Annotated in this window: 20 protein-coding genes; 5 read left to right on the top strand and 15 right to left on the bottom strand. The window is 27.0% G+C overall.

Translation table 11 applies throughout. The annotated features are described in order from the left end of the window. The first annotated feature begins 324 nt into the window (after positions 1–324). Positions 325–972, top strand: coding sequence for a PAQR family membrane homeostasis protein TrhA (trhA, locus tag RWY47_RS07860; protein WP_025161316.1), 648 nt, complete (start codon positions 325–327; stop codon positions 970–972). Positions 973–1018: 46 nt separating this feature from the next. Here the strand turns inward: trhA and RWY47_RS07855 are convergent, their stop codons facing one another. The 3 genes from RWY47_RS07855 to RWY47_RS07845 all read right to left on the bottom strand — a co-directional run bounded on the left by RWY47_RS07855 (position 1019) and on the right by RWY47_RS07845 (position 4901). Further along, positions 1019–2020, bottom strand: a complete 1002-nt coding sequence (locus RWY47_RS07855; protein ID WP_150841876.1) for a catalase — start codon at positions 2018–2020, stop codon at positions 1019–1021. 111 nt (positions 2021–2131) lie between these two features. Next, the gene (locus RWY47_RS07850; protein ID WP_150841875.1) at positions 2132–4498 is read right to left on the bottom strand and encodes a heavy metal translocating P-type ATPase; all 2367 of its coding nucleotides are present in this window, start codon (positions 4496–4498) and stop codon (positions 2132–2134) included. A 25-nt stretch (positions 4499–4523) separates the two neighbouring features. Further along, the gene (locus tag RWY47_RS07845) at positions 4524–4901 is read right to left on the bottom strand and encodes an ArsR/SmtB family transcription factor (RefSeq protein WP_021428286.1); all 378 of its coding nucleotides are present in this window, start codon (positions 4899–4901) and stop codon (positions 4524–4526) included. Positions 4902–5105: 204 nt separating this feature from the next. Between RWY47_RS07845 and RWY47_RS07840 the strand changes: the two genes are divergently transcribed. Next, on the top strand, positions 5106–5609 hold the full coding sequence (locus tag RWY47_RS07840) for a hypothetical protein (protein WP_142729619.1): 504 nt from the start codon (positions 5106–5108) through the stop codon (positions 5607–5609). Between the two features lie 149 nt (positions 5610–5758). Here RWY47_RS07840 and RWY47_RS07835 read toward each other — a convergent pair whose 3' ends face one another. From RWY47_RS07835 to RWY47_RS07825, 3 genes are all read right to left on the bottom strand, one after another. Next, positions 5759–6091: a lipoprotein gene (locus RWY47_RS07835; protein ID WP_021428347.1), complete on the bottom strand. Its 333-nt coding sequence runs from the start codon at positions 6089–6091 to the stop codon at positions 5759–5761. A gap of 1 nt (position 6092) precedes the next feature. Continuing rightward, on the bottom strand, positions 6093–6479 hold the full coding sequence (locus tag RWY47_RS07830) for a YtxH domain-containing protein (protein WP_035117604.1): 387 nt from the start codon (positions 6477–6479) through the stop codon (positions 6093–6095). Positions 6480–6561: 82 nt separating this feature from the next. Further along, positions 6562–7644, bottom strand: a complete 1083-nt coding sequence (locus RWY47_RS07825; RefSeq protein ID WP_150841874.1) for a hypothetical protein — start codon at positions 7642–7644, stop codon at positions 6562–6564. A 198-nt stretch (positions 7645–7842) separates the two neighbouring features. Between RWY47_RS07825 and RWY47_RS07820 the strand changes: the two genes are divergently transcribed. Next, on the top strand, positions 7843–8571 hold the full coding sequence (locus RWY47_RS07820) for an HAD family hydrolase (protein WP_021428285.1): 729 nt from the start codon (positions 7843–7845) through the stop codon (positions 8569–8571). A gap of 15 nt (positions 8572–8586) precedes the next feature. Then, positions 8587–9351: a hypothetical protein gene (locus RWY47_RS07815; protein ID WP_168932528.1), complete on the top strand. Its 765-nt coding sequence runs from the start codon at positions 8587–8589 to the stop codon at positions 9349–9351. 163 nt (positions 9352–9514) lie between these two features. Here RWY47_RS07815 and RWY47_RS07810 read toward each other — a convergent pair whose 3' ends face one another. From RWY47_RS07810 to msrB, 8 genes are all read right to left on the bottom strand, one after another. Beyond that, entirely contained in the window at positions 9515–10006 is a 492-nt protein-coding gene (locus RWY47_RS07810) for a hypothetical protein (protein WP_150841872.1), read from the bottom strand. 9 nt (positions 10007–10015) lie between these two features. Continuing rightward, positions 10016–10462 (bottom strand): 'four-disulfide core' protein, encoded by a 447-nt coding sequence (locus RWY47_RS07805; RefSeq protein ID WP_035117608.1) that lies wholly within the window; start codon positions 10460–10462, stop codon positions 10016–10018. Further along, the gene (locus RWY47_RS07800) at positions 10440–11291 is read right to left on the bottom strand and encodes a DUF5685 family protein (RefSeq protein ID WP_025161325.1); all 852 of its coding nucleotides are present in this window, start codon (positions 11289–11291) and stop codon (positions 10440–10442) included. The genes RWY47_RS07805 and RWY47_RS07800 overlap by 23 nt, the downstream gene beginning before the upstream one ends. 272 nt (positions 11292–11563) lie before the next feature. Further along, positions 11564–12655, bottom strand: a complete 1092-nt coding sequence (locus tag RWY47_RS07795) for an ornithine cyclodeaminase family domain (RefSeq protein ID WP_021428242.1) — start codon at positions 12653–12655, stop codon at positions 11564–11566. Positions 12656–12746: 91 nt separating this feature from the next. Beyond that, positions 12747–13100: a hypothetical protein gene (locus RWY47_RS07790; RefSeq protein WP_168932529.1), complete on the bottom strand. Its 354-nt coding sequence runs from the start codon at positions 13098–13100 to the stop codon at positions 12747–12749. 15 nt (positions 13101–13115) lie between these two features. Next, positions 13116–13592, bottom strand: a complete 477-nt coding sequence (locus RWY47_RS07785) for a metallophosphoesterase family protein (protein WP_150841871.1) — start codon at positions 13590–13592, stop codon at positions 13116–13118. A 33-nt stretch (positions 13593–13625) separates the two neighbouring features. Then, complete coding sequence (locus tag RWY47_RS07780; RefSeq protein WP_021428253.1) at positions 13626–14291, bottom strand: Bax inhibitor-1/YccA family protein; 666 nt, start codon at positions 14289–14291, stop codon at positions 13626–13628. An 84-nt stretch (positions 14292–14375) separates the two neighbouring features. Then, positions 14376–15329 (bottom strand): peptide-methionine (R)-S-oxide reductase MsrB, encoded by a 954-nt coding sequence (msrB, locus tag RWY47_RS07775; protein ID WP_150841870.1) that lies wholly within the window; start codon positions 15327–15329, stop codon positions 14376–14378. 137 nt (positions 15330–15466) lie between these two features. On the opposite strand from msrB, the gene RWY47_RS07770 reads away from it, so the two are divergent. Then, positions 15467–15913: a MarR family winged helix-turn-helix transcriptional regulator gene (locus tag RWY47_RS07770; protein WP_224170822.1), complete on the top strand. Its 447-nt coding sequence runs from the start codon at positions 15467–15469 to the stop codon at positions 15911–15913. A 57-nt stretch (positions 15914–15970) separates the two neighbouring features. Here the strand turns inward: RWY47_RS07770 and RWY47_RS07765 are convergent. Further along, positions 15971–16803 (bottom strand): FUSC family protein (locus tag RWY47_RS07765; protein ID WP_316030288.1); only part of this gene is annotated, 833 nt, incomplete at its 5' end.

Raw genomic sequence — 16803 nt, 5'->3', positions numbered from 1 at the left:
CGCTCAGCTAATCATTATCTGAATATCTGGCTTGGTTGTTTGTGTTTAATTCTTTTAAAAAGAATTTTTATAATTAACCTACTGTTTAATTTTCAAAGTTCATTTTCTCTTTTGTGTTTCGTCCGTTTCTTAAGGACAAGTAATACTTTATCACCATTTTGAAATAACGTCAACAGTTTTTTAAAACTTTTTTATTTTTTTATTTAATATTCAGCAGATTTAACATAAAATTCAGAATAAATATGTTAAAATATTTTAAACAGATATATATTGGACATAATTATGAATACAATAATGTATCATTCTAATTAAGGAGGGATTGCGTTGGGTACGTACCTTAGAGAACCCGTAAGTGGTTTTACTCATTTAGCAGGAGCTATACTTTCATTTGTTGGATTACTAGCATTAGTTATAAAAACAACAATTACTAGTCCTACTATAGTAAATCTAACTGCGGTTATAATATTCGGTATAAGTATGATGCTTTTATACTCTGCATCTGCAACATACCATTTGGTAGTTTCATCTGAAAAAGTAATTAAGTTTTTAAGAAAGCTTGATCACTCTATGATTTTCATTTTAATAGCAGGTTCATATACGCCATTTTGCTTAATTGCTTTAAACGGAGCTAAAGGATTCACTCTTTTCGCTGTAGTATCTGGAATAGCTGTTGCTGGTGTCTTATTTAAAATGCTTTGGTTTAATTGCCCTAGATGGCTATCTACTTCTATATATATAGGAATGGGATGGATATCTATTTTTATAATAGGACCTTTATCTAAAGCAATATCGCCTCAAGGAGTTTTTTATTTAGCTCTTGGTGGAGTTTTCTACACTATAGGTGGAATAATATATGGAGTTAAACCTAAATGTCTTGATTTTAAATATTTAGGTTTTCATGATATTTTCCATATATTCGTTATGTTAGGAAGCCTAACTCATTTTTATTGTGTATTTAAATATGTAATATAAATAAAAAGCCCTGCTTACATCATAGGTAAGTAGGGCTTTTTTAATTTTATTTAAGTTTTTTAAAATCTTCTACCGTCGGCTCTATACATTCTCTATAATTTCTTTTATGTCTAAATTCACTAAGTTCTCTGTATATTTTTACACGAGCTAAGTTTATATCTCCTAATGGTCTATGTTCCACACTGCAATGCCCTGGCGAGAAAGATAACTTTTCTCCCATTTCACTTCTAGTATCTGTTATAAACCATTGTCTTGGAATTATTATTTTACCAATTTTAATAAGGGGTGACTCTTCTTCATCCCATTCAATAGATGAATCATTTATAGGCATAGACTTCGAATTCGTTTGAATTTGGATATAAAATTCAAAACTAGCTTCATTATCAATTAAATGTTTTTGCATATTTTCTGAAAGATAGTTGTATGTAAGTCTTTTAGGTAATTCACTTTTATATTTCGAATTTGGTTTCACACAAAACTTAACTATTTTATTTTTATAAGCATATGGAGTCGTACTAAAATAGCTTACATCTAGCGGACTTGTTTGGTTTGATCTTCCTTCTATAAGGTCTTTAATTATATTTAATTTATCTGATTTATATAAACTATACATCAAAGCAATTGGATTCTTTTTTTTAACCATATAATATATAGAATCTCTGAATAGAGGTAATGTTCCTATAGGCATAGTTGGTATAGTAAGCATAACAAAATCCTGAGTCATTTTTTCATCATCTATTAATTTATCACCACTTACTCCAATTAATTTAATAGCCATGCCTCTAATATCTTTACTCTTATCACTTTTAACCTTATTTCCACCACTAGAAAATCTTATAAAACAATTATATTTTTTTCCAGATTGAAAAACTTCTGTTTCTAAATCTTTATTTAAATCATCATCTACAATAAATATTCCTTTTAATACTCCTAGCCCTTTTGGATGTGCATCTCTTTTTGTAAATCCCTTTTCATAATCCTTAACTAACTTTGCCTTTAAAATTTCAATAATTTCATTTGTCATTTCATTATTATCCCGACTTCCCATCGCTAACCCCTCCAGACCTTTTAAACTATCTATTATCCTGCCCAAATATTAAAGATAATAAAACAACAGGCATAAATTTATAAATTTATGCCTGTTCACTATTATCTAAATTTATTTCATAACTCTCATTGCATTTAGTACAGCTATTAAAGCAACACCTACATCTGCAAATATAGCTTCCCACATAGTTGCTACTCCACCTGCTCCTAGTATTAACACTATTACTTTAACACCTAAAGCAAATACAATATTTTGCCATACTATTTTATTAGTCTTCTTAGCAATTTTGATAGCTTTAACAATATTGCTAGGTTCATCTGTCATAAGAACAACATCTGCAGCTTCAATTGCTGCGTCAGATCCTAATCCTCCCATTGCAATACCTACATCTGCTCTAGCAAGAACAGGAGCATCATTTATACCATCTCCAACAAATGCAATTTTTTCATTTTCTTGTCTTCCATCATATAATTCTTCTAACTTATCAACTTTGTCTGTTGGTAGTAAATTCGAATAAACCTTGTCTAAGCCTAATTTTTCAGATATATCATTAGCTACTGCCTGATTATCCCCTGTTAACATAACAGTTTCTTTAATTCCTATATTTTTAAGTCCTTCTATACAAGCTTTAGAATCATCCTTAACTGTATCAGATATTACTATATATCCGCTATATCTTTTATTAACAGCTATATATACAACTGTACCGACTTCCTTAGCTTTTGAAAAGAATATATTTTCACTTAACATTAATTTTTCATTTCCAGCTAATATATGCTCTCCTTCATAATCTACTTTAATCCCATGTGCTGCTATTTCTTCATAGTTATTTACCTTATCTAGATCTACATTTTCTTTATAATGTTTAACTATAGATTTAGCTATAGGATGATTTGAGTTTATTTCTGCAATAGCTGCATATTTTAGTAATTCATCTTCACTTATTCCTACAGGTTTTATATATGTTACATCGAATACACCTTTTGTAAGAGTTCCTGTTTTATCAAACACAACTGTATCTACATTTCTTAAAGCTTCTAAATAACTACTTCCTTTTATAAGTATTCCTTGTTTTGATGCGTATCCAATTCCACTGAAGAAACTTAATGGTATAGATAAAACAAGTGCACAAGGGCAAGAAACAACTAAGAATATAAGCCCTCTATAGAACCAATCGTTAAATGATGCTCCCGGTATAATAACCGGTGGAACTATAGCAATTAAAAGAGCTGATATAACAACTATCGGCGTATAATATTTAGAGAATCTAGTTATAAAGTTTTCTGTTTTAGATTTTTTAGCACTTGCATTTTCTACTAAGTCTAAAATTTTAGAAACCGTAGACTCTTCAAACTCTTTTTGAACAGATATAGTTAAAACTGCATTTTTATTTATAAACCCAGATAAAACATCTTCACCCTTACCAACCTCTCTAAGTAAAGATTCTCCAGTTAATGCAGATGTGTCTACCATACTAAATCCATCAACTATAACACCATCTAAAGGTATTTTTTCACCTGGTTTAACTATTATAATATCTCCAACTTCTACATCGTAAGGCGATACCTCTTTTATTTCAGAACCTATTTTTAGGTTAGCATAATCTGGTCTAATCTCCATAAGAGAAGCTATAGATTTTCTAGATTTACCAACAGCTTTAGCTTGCAAGAACTCTCCTAATTTATAAAATACCATAACTCCTACTGCTTCTGCTGACTCTCCTATAGCTAATGCACCTACTGTAGCTATTGACATTAAAAAGTTTTCATCAAAGATTTGTCCTTTTCCTATATTTTTAATGGCTTTTAATAGTACATCTGAACCAACTATTAAATATGCAACTATGAAAACTACCGTACTAAAACTTGACTCGCTTCCTGTAGCAATTTCATATATTCCAAATATATAAACTAAAACTCCAATTACAAGTTTAATTAACTCTTTTTTATCATTTTCTACTGTTTTTTCTTCTTTTTTACTTACAGTAGCTTTTTTCTCTTTGTATTGAATGTCTAATCCTGGCTCTGTTGAATTTATAATATCTATTACCTTATCCATAGTTTCTTTTGAATTTGATGTAGATACTAAATTAACTGTTAAAACCTTGTTGATAAAGTTAAGATTCGCACTTTCTACATCAGTTAACTTATCCACTTTTTCACAGATTACCTCTGCACAATGTGCACAATTTAATCCATTTAGAATTAACTCTTTCTTTTTGCCCTTAGTCTTTTCTTCTTTTACCTTAATATTTAAACCTGGCTCTGTATCATCTATTATTTTTATTATTTTGTTTATTGCTTCCTCTTGATCAAATTCAGAATCTATATTTACTGTTAGTACTTTATTTATAAAGTTTAAATTGGCTGAATCTACTTCTTGTAATTTATTAACTTTTTCATTTATAACTTCTGCGCAATGTGCACAATTTAAACCGTCTAGTACTATTTCTCTTTTTTTGATAGCACTTGTACTCATAATATCCCCTTCCTTTTTAATTGATTTATTTATTGTAAGTCTCTTGAATATGAGATAATCCGCAGTTAAAGATCTGACTTATATGGTTATCATCTAGAGAATAGTAAACTACCTTACCTTCTTTTCTAAATTTAACTAATCTTGCTTGTTTTAAAACTCTTAATTGATGTGATATTGCAGAGTGTGTCATTCCTAATAAATCAGCTATATCACATACACACATTTCACTTGAAAATAAAGCGTATAAAATTTTTATTCTTGTTGTATCTCCAAATACTTTAAAAAGCTCTGCTAAATCATATAAAGTTTCTTCTTGAGGCATATGATCCTTAGCTTTACATATTAGTTCTTCATGTATCTCTTCACAAGAACAGTCTTTAATTTCTTCTATGTCATATTTCATTTATATTTCCTCCTCAATATTATATATACAAATATATGAATAATTGTTCATATATAATATTATAGAACTCTACTTATTTTTTTGCAACAATTATATAAATTTATTTTTTAATGCACATAATAATAGTTTTTTTATTATATATATATAATAAAGTGTTTTCAGAAGTAAGATTCGAAAGTCTTTTATTTAGGAGGTTATTAACTTATGAATTTCGATGGTTATATGAACCCTATGTTTTCTGACATGGATAATAAATATATATATCCTATGCCTTATGTTAATCCTATGATATATATGAACCCTTACATGATGAATCAACCTAATTGTCAAAATACTAAAAAACAACCTAGTACTGATAATCAAGCTGATCAGTTACAAAATCCTTATCAAAATAATCCTATGATGTATATGAACCCTTATATGATGAATCCTATGATGAGTGGTGGTATAGATCCTAATATGCTTATGCAAATGTACATGCAAATGATGCAGATGATGCAAATGATGGGTTGTATGCCAAATATGAATCCTATGGGAAATCCTGGTATGGATAACTTAATGCAGGATTCTATGGGAGGAGGCTATCCAGACCATTCAAAACAACAAATGGGTGGTATGCCTATGATGATGCCTATGATGGGTTGTATGCCTGGTATGCCCGGCATGCCTAATATAAACATAGAAGAATTCGATGAAGAGGAAATGTAAATTTATAATAAGGGAAATTTTTTTAAATTTTATGTATAAAGTTTAAAAATTGAGCTAATACTATTAATGTATTCCTCATAATATTCCCCCAATATTATAAATACAAGAAAAAAGCCCTAGAGTTTACTAGGGCTTTTTTTATGTTTATTCTATTTACTAACAACACCTTTTACAATCTTTAATATATCTGTCGCAATTTCAACGTTAGATTTTACGCTTTCTTTCGCTACTATAAAATCCGCAGTTGTATCTGTTATAACTTCTGTAACATCTTTTAAATTATCACTTATCTCACTAAAATTGTCTGCTACTTCCGGTAATCTATTGATTGTAGTAGTTATGTTTTGAGAATTAGAAGAAATTAAATTCATTATATTTTTTATAAATTCATTTAAATTCTTTAATGTAAATATCAAGTATAAAATTGCTATACATCCTAATACAGCTAATACAAAATATATTGCATTTATATCTATATACATATTAAGCTCCTTGTGTTTCGCTTTGTTCTAGCTTAATAACATCTTCATTTTCTATCTCTTCATTTTCATTTAAATTTTTCTTACTTTGTAAGTACTCTTTTATTTTATTCTTAGATTCTTGGAAATTTGCTTTTCCATTGTTTAATTTCTCATTTACTTTAACTTTTGCCTGTTGAGATTTTTCATTTACAGTAGTTGCAACTTTTTGAGATTTATCTTTTAAATCTAATCTAGTTTCTTTACCTGACTTAGGTGCTAATAATATTCCACCTAGTGCTCCAGCTGTAACACCTGCTGCTACTCCTACTGTAGCTATTTTCATTTTTTTATTTCTTTCTGCTACTTTTTTTGCTCTTCTTTTTTGTTCTATTTTTTTTGCTAAACTCATCTTAACCCCTCCTATAACTTTTAATAATCACTTTATACCCAAATTATAAGATTTATAACCTTTCTTGTCAATTTTTGCCAAATTAATCTAAAAAATCATAAAAATCTTCAGATTCAGACTCAACAAAATCATATAGAACATTTTGTTCAAAAAATATTTCTTCTTCTAATGTTACATAATTTTTAAAGTTACATTGTATTAATTTATTTATATACAGTCTATCTTTTTCATTGTATGTCGCAACAAAAAACTTATTGTTCATTTGATAATATAGTGCACTTAAATCATTGTTTATTACATAAATTTCTTTTTTTACATGATTATTATCAAAATTAAATCTTGTAAATAACATTCCTAAATCAAGTTCACTTTTTAATACAAATGGATTTAATTTATAAAATTTATCTAAGAACTCTGTTTTATCTTTTAAATCATATATAGCTATGTATTCTGGCTTTGATATTTCATCAAATACTTCAAAGTCATAAATATCAGCTTTATCTGTAAACATTAGAGAATCTATTTTATATTCATCGTTTTTGTAAGTTATATGGAAAGCTAACTTACAAGTGTAATATCCGTCACTATCTTCATATAAAACATCACATAAATACATACCATCCTCTTTTTTAGTAACTTTATTCTTTAAAAGAGCCCCATTAATATTTGTTATATGCATTTCTGAAATTTTTTCATTATTAGAAAAGTATTTTAAACTATCTTTATCCCATGCAATAAATCTCATAGTCATGTAATTGATAAATTCTATATCATTATCAACTTTTTTACATATTTTTGGATACAAATCAAATATATTAATTTTCGATTCATATTTATCTATGAAGTCTATATATTCTTCAATGTTACCAGGTAATTCTTTTTCCCAATAATATGTTTTTTTACCATAGTAATTGACTAAACTAAGAGCTTCTTCTTCTGTAAGTTGGATTCTATCAGCTCCTAGTCCTCCCATTAATCTCTCTTGCTCTCTATTTAATTCTTCATACGAAGCGTTTCTTAAACTTACATAGTCAGCTATTCCTAACCCTTCTGCATCTATTAAAAAATACTGATACACAATGTCATCATTATCTTCCCATCCAATTATAAGTCCCATACTTCCCATAAGTCTTGAATTCGTAACCTTTGCAAAAATGAAATCCATTTTATCAAACATCCTTCCTTGAACCTGTTTATTTTAAATCCAAATCTATAATAAACCCTATTGATATATTCAGTTTATATAATAACAATATACCCATTTAAAAATTAATTTTAAATTATTTCTTATATTTTTACAACTATATGCTAAATTTATAATATAATAGATAAAAGAAAAATCGCATTAATTGAGGTGATATATATGAAAAAAACTGCAGCTTTCTTTGATATAGATGGGACTCTGTATAGAGATTCTCTAATGGTTGAGCACTTCAAGAAACTAATACGCTATGAAATCGTAGATGAAAAGGTATGGTTAACTAATGCTAGAGATACATTTGTTAACTGGGACAAGAGACAGGGGAACTATGATGATTATTTATTTGAGGTTTGTGATATATATGTTGAATCTCTAAAAGGTTTAGACTTATGTTCTATACATTTTACTAGTAATCAAGTTATAAAGTTAAAATCTGATAGAGTTTATAAATATACTCGTTCTCAAATAAAATGGCATTTAGACCAAGGTCACATTGTAATATTCATTTCTGGAAGTCCGGATTTCTTAGTTTCTAAAATGGCAACTAAATATAATGCTACCGATTTCATAGGTAGTACTTATGTCTTTGAAGACGGTAAATTTAATGGAGAAGTGATTCCTATGTGGGACTCAGCTAGTAAAAATGTAGCTATTAATGACTTTGTTGAAAAGTATAATATTGATTTATCTAAATCATATGCATATGGAGATACAAATGGAGATATAAATATGCTTAGAAGAGTAGGTAATCCTGTTGCTATAAATCCTACTAAAGAACTTCTTCACCAAATAAGTAATGATGAAAATATAAAGGATATATCTAAAATAATAATAGAGAGAAAAGATTTAGTTTACCAACTACCTGCATCTGTCGATGTTCTAGATATATAATTTTAGGAGGTATTAATGACTTTAACAAATGATAGCGATTTTATGAAAAGATTAGAAGATGATATAGAACATTTAAGTAAAACACTATACTTAGATAATCCTGATTTATGGTTAGATTTTTTAGAAAAATCAACAGATAAAGACTTTGATGAAATGTCTTTATTTTTCGCAGCTAAATATAATTATGTTTCGATTATAAAATTTGCTGTGGAAGTAAATAATTTTAATTTAAATTCTAAATCTAAAAACATATCATTTAATTGTGTTAAAAACCATTTAATAGATATAGCTCGTTCTGAAAATTCAATAGACGTACTAGCTTATTTATCTGATGAGGAAGTATCTGATATAGTAGATTCAGTCTATGAACCTAATACTTTACATGAAAATACAAAATTAACTGTTTCGTATAACTGTCCTCATTGTAATTCTAATATATATGAGACAGGATACAAAGTTCTAATTTCTTCTAATTGCACATATTCAGCATATGATAGAAAAATCATTAGATCAAATCCAGAAGAATTAGATTACGTAACTTGCATTAACTGTAATAATAAAATAAATGATATTACACCTAAACAATTAGAAACTTTAACAACAGTAGAAAACTGTGGCACATGTGGATCTCACATACCTACAGTAGGAATTTTAAAAGAAGTAAATTCAAACTTTAATAAATCAACTGGTGTTTTTGAGGATGCAAATTCTACATTTTGTTGCAAATCTTGCAGAAAACCTTTAGAAGATATCCAGTTAAGACATTTTAATCTAATTTAATTTAAAATTTCCCAGGAAATTTTAAAATCCCACTCTTTATCTGTTAAAGAGTGGGATTTTTTACGCTTAAGCAAATCATGATTATCGAAAAAACTGTTAATAAACCCTCAAACTTAATTTTATAAATATACTATAATTTGAGCGACATGAGCGAAGCGAATTTTTATTTAAACTTAATTATTTTCTTAATCTTAACATCATAGTATTCAATAAATAGAGTATATACATAGTCATATACAATAAAACCTATTTCAAATCCAATTACAGTAAATAAGTTCATCGGTATGAATATAAACGCTTTGAGACTTATATATAGCAACACTGCAACTAGATTAGCAAAAGCTATTTTTAAAACTAGTTCTATATATACCCTTTGATTTTTTTCTATCAAATATTTTACTAATCCATAAATTCCAAATGTAAATACATAAAAAATCCACTGGGCTTTATTTGGTATAATAAAGAAGCTCAATAGAATCGATGCTATAGAAAATATTGCTCCATATTTTCCTCCATACTCTATTATTACTATAGAAACTATAAAAGAAGCTGCCCCCATAAAAAACAAAGTATTAATGGGAATTATGTTTGATAAAATTAATAAAATTATGTTTAAAGACAGTAAAATTCCAGTATATGCTATTTTTTTACTCATATCCATATCCTAACAACACTCTATAAAGTCACCACCAAAGCATTCGCATATACTATCTAGACACCATAATTTCGTACAAACTTCACAGAAATCGTCTCCACAGCAGCAGCAATCATCACAACAGCAACAACAACAGCATCCATCTAAGCCATTATGTCTTCTTCTATTGTAATTATGAGCTCTCCTATTATAGTTGTCATAGTTATTGTTATATCTTGTAATTGCATCTTCATAAACTTTATTTTCAGGTTCTATGCTTATAGCTTTTTTTAAGTATGATTCTCCTTGCTCGTAATAACCTAAATTTAAAGATGCTATTCCTATAAGATAATTCCAGCTAGCACTACTTTTATCAACTATAGATATTAATATGTCATATCCCTTTTGAAATTCTTTATTGCTTATAAATTCTTTTGCCAAGTTGAACTTTTCATTATAAGTAGGATTGTTGTACATTAACTTCACACCCTTTATTTAAAATATTTTTATATCTAAGATAAACACCTGAATAAACTATATTCTCTATAATGTTTATATTAGCTTTTATATGTAGATTATCTATAGACTGTGCTAAATATCCTAAGCTTATAGATATAAGTCTATCCACCTTTTGTTTTAGTTCTTCTTTTTTATCTATGTATTCAATAAAAGGATTATATCTTCCTTTTTTTACGTCTTTATCTAAATCTTCATAAGCATCTAATGTATATATATATTTACCTATATTAAATCCAATATTTCTTAAATCATCTCTATATTGATCGTCCTTGTAAGAAAAAATTTCCCCCATAAGATTTCCAAATGTATTAGAAACTGCATCTATATTGGTACTCTTTTCATCTTCTAGCTTTTTTAGATTTTCCAATTGTTGTTTTATATAATCTGCTTTTTCAGGATATTTATCATAAGCTTTTTTTAGCTTTCCTTTGTATATATTATAAGCTAGTATATCTTTGATTCCTTTATCATCATTTAAATTATCTTCTAACTTATAGTAAGTTAAAAGTACATTCATGCTAGCAGCGTATTCCGTAATCTCATTAACTATTCTCATTTTTTTATTTATAGGATTAGCTATACACGCCTCTTTAGTTATAGTAGCTTTAGGCCTATAAACAGAAGTTAAAAGTAAGATTAAAAAAGTTATATCATAATTTAGAGACAGTCTAGATATCTCTCCATGATTTTCCTTTAAATACTTGCACAAACCACAATAATATCCCTTATATGTGTCAAACTCTCTAAATGTTAAATCCATCTTATTTATTCTAACATATCCAAACATTATTATCCTTTCTATATCTATGAGTTTAAATTCTATAAATATAATATCTTTTTCTTTATATAATATACATTTTTTTGCATTATATCAATTTATATAAAGTTTAAAATTTATTATAAATTTAATCGTATATCTCTATTTTTATCACATATTACAATCATATACAAACAAATGCGCTTTATACTATATAATATTAGTTATATTAAAAATAAAAAGCTATAAGAATTATATAATTCTTATAGCTTCTTTAATGCAAATTTATTTATTTCCAAGTATTAGTCAACTAAGTTTTTAGCTAATTTTTCTAATAAATCTTGTACATTTGTCACCATAGTTATAACTTCTAAGCTACCTCTATCTCTTAACTTATTAACTGCAAATTCAGATATATCTATAGTATAGAAATGAACAGGTCTTACTTTTCCATCTACAACCCTATAAGAAGGAGTCATATTTCCTACAGCTATAGTATGAAGTTGAGTAGCTAAACAAATTACTGTTGTAGCTTTTTTTACATGACTTCTCATAGCATCTTGTGCTTGGTAAACGTCCCCATAAACTATTGGTAATGGTCCATCATCTCTTATAGATCCCCCAAGAACTATAGGTACATTATTTTTAACACAAGCATGGATTATTCCATCTTGTATATTTTCATTTTCTATTAATTTTTCTATAGATCCTGCTCCTCTAGCTTTATTTAATAAATCTAGATGGTGATAGTGTCCATTTTGTATAGATTCTTGTGTATATACATGTTGTCCTAGTGCAGTTCCAAATACTCCTGCCTCTAAGTCATGAGTTGCAACTGCATTTCCACCTAAAAATGCATTTACATAACCATTATCTATTAATGATGCCATAGAATCTCTAGCTCCTTTAGCAAATACAGCTGCAGGCCCTAGAACCCATACTATGTATCCATGTTCTTTTTCATATTTTAATAATTCATATAGATTTTCATAATCTTTAGTGTAAGAAGTTTCTCTTGATCTTCCTGATCTAAATGCGAAAACATCTCCCTGAGCTTCTTCTTCTGTTTGGAATCCATTAGGATATAAGTAAATTCCATCTTTTGCATTTTCTGTTCTTCCTACTATAACTTTGTCCCCAACTTTAAGTCTTCTAAACTCTACTACATCTATTTTATCATCATTAGTTATTATAGGTACGCAGTCCATTCTAGTTTCTTCAGCTAACACCCATTTACCATTTACTTTAAAATATTCTGGGTAAATCGACATTGCATGATAATTTTCTGGTGCTACACCATCTTTTTCTACAACTCCATAGCTTGCATCAGGAGCATTAACAAATACATCTTGTGTAAAATCTGGTTCTCTATATTCCCTTAATTTAAAAGACATCTTAAAACCCTCCATAATAAATTTTTATGCTTAAAAACTTCCCTTTGATATAATTATAACACTAAAACCCTATAATTTGGTAAAATAACGCCTACTTTAATGAAAACGTTCTTTCAATATCATTGTATTCTAATTGATTCGCTTCATTTAATTCATTTAAAATGATAATCATTAAGTCTGAGTTTAAAAATATATTCCCATTTAAATCTTTAATTTTCAAATTGTATTTGCTATATTTGTCTTCTGCATATTTGCTTATTTTATCTTCAACTATTATATTAAATTTTTTATCTAAATAAACCTTAAATAACCACGGCATGGCTTTATCACTTAAATTATTTACAAAGTAATCAAATGATAAATAAGTTTCATTGTCTTCCTCAATAGTTAAAAAATCTGGCGAATTCTCTATAATTTTATCTATAAATACATTATATCTTTTCATCTTTAACATACTCCTTTATAATTCTATTAAATTTATTTCAGCATCTTTACCTTTTATTATGTTAAGTGTAGCAATTGTAGTAGGTAATTTAAATCTCTTAGGTCCCGCTGATCCTGGATTTATATATAATATTTTATCTTTTATATAATTTTCACTTTTGTGAGAATGTCCATATATAACTATATCTACACCAATTTTATTTAAATCCTTCTCAATAGTCTTTATATCATGTACTACATATATTTTGGTACTATCAAATTGTATCAAAATATCTTCTCGAATACTTTCAAATTCAGCTTTTTTATCACAATTCCCTTTTATAAACTTAACATCAGAAATTTTTCTTAGCTCCTCTATAACTTCTATACTTCCAATATCCCCTGCATGTATAATTAAATCACACCCTTCAAAGTGATTTAAAACTTCTTTTCTTATCATACTATGCGTATCAGATATTAATCCTATCTTCACATTAACACCTTCTTTCTGCAAAACTATACCCCCTAAAAAATTAGGGGGTATTTATTATTCTTTAAAATCATAAAATAAATTTAATATATCTAAAAATATATTTATAAAGTCTAAGTATAAGTTTAAAACATGTATAGATAAATCTTTGCTATCATTAATATTTCCACTTTCTATTGCATATTTCACTAAACTTACATCATATAGTATGTATCCACTAAATATAATTATACTAAATACAGTAACAGTTATATTAAATGCTCCAAATCCTATAAATGAAGCTATTATTGTAAATGGAATTAAAATTATTAATCCTACAAATAATGTATTTCCTAATTTTAGATACTTATCACTTTTTTCTCTTCTTGCTATTGTTGATAATACAAGAAATATTAAAGCTGTAATAAATAAAACACTTATTACAATTTCTTTTCCTAAACTACCTACATACATTTGAATTATAGGGTATAAAATTATTCCATCTATAAAAGTAAATAAATATACCCAATTCATACTAAACCTATCCGGTATAATTCCTTTTCTAGAAACTAAACACAGTATTAAAAGTGCAACAACCATTACTACAACAATAATATTTGCAATCATAGCTACACTTTCTGGTACAAATGCTACTCCAAAGCCATATCCTAAAAAACAAAATAGTATTGATATAGCTAAATATTTAAACACATCCGCTATCGGATTTTGAATTACTTTATTCATTTCTTTTCACTTCCTATTTAAAATTATAATATAATTATAACCTTACACTATACATTATTTGGTTAAATTATAGTTACAAATAGTTTAATCAATAAGCTTTATATAATCATAATAACCCATTTCCTTCATTTTACTTTTAGGTATAAATTTAAGAGATGCCGAGTTTATACAATATCTAAGTCCTCCATGTTCTTTTGGTCCATCATCAAAAACATGCCCTAAATGAGAGTTTGCTTTTTTACTTCTTACTTCTGTCCTAACCATTCCATGAGAAAAGTCTCTTTTTTCAATTATAACGTCCTCTTTTACTGGCTTTGTAAAACTTGGCCAACCACAGCCTGAGTCAAACTTTTCTTTTGATGTAAATAATACTTCTCCACTGACAACATCTACATATATACCTTCTTCTTTATTATCCCAATATTCATTATCAAATGGAGGTTCTGTCTGATCATTTTGAGTTACCTCAAACTGAATAGGCGTTAATTTATTTTTTAGTTCTTCTCTTTTTTTATTGTTTTTATCCCAGAAATTTTTTATAAAATCATATCTTCCTGATACCTTAAAATACATTTCATAATGTATTGGATTTTTTTTATAATAATCCTGGTGATATTCTTCTGCTGTATAAAAAATTTCTGCCGGAAGTATCTTAGTTGCTATTTCTTCTTTAAAAATCCCACTTTCTTGTAATTCTTGTTTTGATTTTATAGCTTCTTCTTTTTGTTTATCATCGTGATAAAAAATTGCAGTTTTATATCTATTTCCTCTATCATTAAATTGTCCTCCACCATCAGTTGGATCTATTTGTCTCCAATATATTTTTAATAATTCATCATATTTAACTAATTCATCATCATATGTTAACTGTATTGCTTCTAAATGTCCTGTATTTTCTGAACATACTTCTTCATATGTAGGATTTTCTGCATATCCTCCTGTGTAACCAGCTACAATTTTTTCAATCCCTTCATACTTACTAAAAGGTTTAAACATACACCAAAAACATCCACCTGCAAAAGTCGCTAATTTTTTCATGTTACTACCTCCAACTTATTTATTTATATATATATTCCCTGTTTTTACAAATCATAATCGCTTATAGATTTGTATACCTACTAAACTTTGTATTATAATAAATAAATATAAACTCAACTTAATTTGGAGGTGAGATTTTGAAAGATAAGTACATCATATATTTTATAAGTCGTACTAAAGATAATATGATTAAATTTATAGATAAAAATTTGAAACTTAATAATTTAAATGACTTAATTCCTACTCACGGAAATATATTAACTGCACTTTATGAAAGTAATGGTCAGCTAACAATGAAAGAAATTTCAAAAAAAATAGGAAAAGATAAATCTACAGTTACGTCATTGGTAAATAAATTAATCATTTTAGGATATGTAAAAAAAGATAAATGTTTAATAGATAAAAGAGTAACTTATATAAGCTTAACTGAAAAAGCATTAAGTATAAAAGACCGCTTTGATTTAATTTCTTCTCAAGTAAAAGAAACTGCATATAAAGATTTTACTAATGAAGAAAAAAAAGAATTTTTACGATTATTAAAAAAAACGAGCAAAAACTTCAAAGATGCAAATGAAAATTTATAGTTAAAAAATAATAGATAGAGCTAATCTCTATCTATTATTTTTGTGATATATTTAAATTTATTGTTTTTTATCTTTAATAACTAAATCTCCTAAAGAACTAATTTCTTTCATATCTAGATATATCCTATATAAACTTATCATTATTGCTTTTTCTAAATCGCTTTTTCTTGAATTAAAAAATACTTTATAAAATTCATATAAACTCTGATCTTTATACGTAGTTTCTTTCAGTTCTTTATATAGTTTATTTACTAATTTAACTTCACTTTCTATTCCTCCACTTAAAAGTATAGAGAAACTTATATTTGTAAAAAAGTCATTTTGTTTCTTTAAAAATTCCTCGATATTTTCTTCTTTTAGCTTATTATTTATAAAATTAAGTCTCATCCAATAATAATTATTTTTCACAATTACTTTTTCAATGTCTATATCATCTATACCTTCTGAAGATATAAAGTTACATATTTCTTTATTAAAATTTATGTAACTATTTATTGTACTTTTCATATCATTATTAATTTTATATGGAAATACTAAATTTGTTATAACTACAGCAGACATAGATGCAAATAATATTAATATTACTCTGTATTCTAATAGAGTAAAAATTGTTGTATTTGGATAAATCAACTTAACTGCAGTTATAGCTGTCATAGTTATAAATATACATCTTATATTATATTTTCTAATAGATATGTTTAAATATAGTGATATCATAAATATAAGTATCATTAATGTTGAATTTCCATTAATTACTTTATATATTATTCCAAGTACTATAGCTCCTAAAATAGTTCCTATTGCTCTGTCTATAGATTTTTTTGTACTTTCTTCTGCATATGGAAGTAATACAACTGCCAGTGTATAAACTTGTCTCTTATACCACATCT

This window comes from Paraclostridium sp. MRS3W1 (assembly GCF_032465715.1).
Classification (GTDB): domain Bacteria; phylum Bacillota; class Clostridia; order Peptostreptococcales; family Peptostreptococcaceae; genus Paraclostridium; species Paraclostridium dentum.
Note: the sequence above shows the minus strand (reverse complement) of the source record. Positions and strands in the feature narration are given on the sequence as shown.

Coding starts and splice junctions, on each gene's coding strand:
- RWY47_RS07825 (WP_150841874.1), bottom strand. CDS start 7,644: ATGGATTTCATTTTTGCAAAGGTTACGAATTCAAGACTTATGGGAAGT.
- RWY47_RS07805 (WP_035117608.1), bottom strand. CDS start 10,462: ATGTACAACAATCCTACTTATAATGAAAAGTTCAACTTGGCAAAAGAA.
- RWY47_RS07845 (WP_021428286.1), bottom strand. CDS start 4,901: ATGAAATATGACATAGAAGAAATTAAAGACTGTTCTTGTGAAGAGATA.
- RWY47_RS07820 (WP_021428285.1), top strand. CDS start 7,843: ATGAAAAAAACTGCAGCTTTCTTTGATATAGATGGGACTCTGTATAGA.
- RWY47_RS07835 (WP_021428347.1), bottom strand. CDS start 6,091: ATGTATATAGATATAAATGCAATATATTTTGTATTAGCTGTATTAGGA.
- RWY47_RS07840 (WP_142729619.1), top strand. CDS start 5,106: ATGAATTTCGATGGTTATATGAACCCTATGTTTTCTGACATGGATAAT.
- RWY47_RS07810 (WP_150841872.1), bottom strand. CDS start 10,006: ATGAGTAAAAAAATAGCATATACTGGAATTTTACTGTCTTTAAACATA.
- RWY47_RS07800 (WP_025161325.1), bottom strand. CDS start 11,291: ATGTTTGGATATGTTAGAATAAATAAGATGGATTTAACATTTAGAGAG.
- RWY47_RS07780 (WP_021428253.1), bottom strand. CDS start 14,291: ATGAATAAAGTAATTCAAAATCCGATAGCGGATGTGTTTAAATATTTA.
- RWY47_RS07815 (WP_168932528.1), top strand. CDS start 8,587: ATGACTTTAACAAATGATAGCGATTTTATGAAAAGATTAGAAGATGAT.
- RWY47_RS07795 (WP_021428242.1), bottom strand. CDS start 12,655: ATGTCTTTTAAATTAAGGGAATATAGAGAACCAGATTTTACACAAGAT.
- RWY47_RS07855 (WP_150841876.1), bottom strand. CDS start 2,020: ATGGGAAGTCGGGATAATAATGAAATGACAAATGAAATTATTGAAATT.
- RWY47_RS07850 (WP_150841875.1), bottom strand. CDS start 4,498: ATGAGTACAAGTGCTATCAAAAAAAGAGAAATAGTACTAGACGGTTTA.
- msrB (WP_150841870.1), bottom strand. CDS start 15,329: ATGAAAAAATTAGCGACTTTTGCAGGTGGATGTTTTTGGTGTATGTTT.
- RWY47_RS07830 (WP_035117604.1), bottom strand. CDS start 6,479: ATGAGTTTAGCAAAAAAAATAGAACAAAAAAGAAGAGCAAAAAAAGTA.
- RWY47_RS07790 (WP_168932529.1), bottom strand. CDS start 13,100: ATGAAAAGATATAATGTATTTATAGATAAAATTATAGAGAATTCGCCA.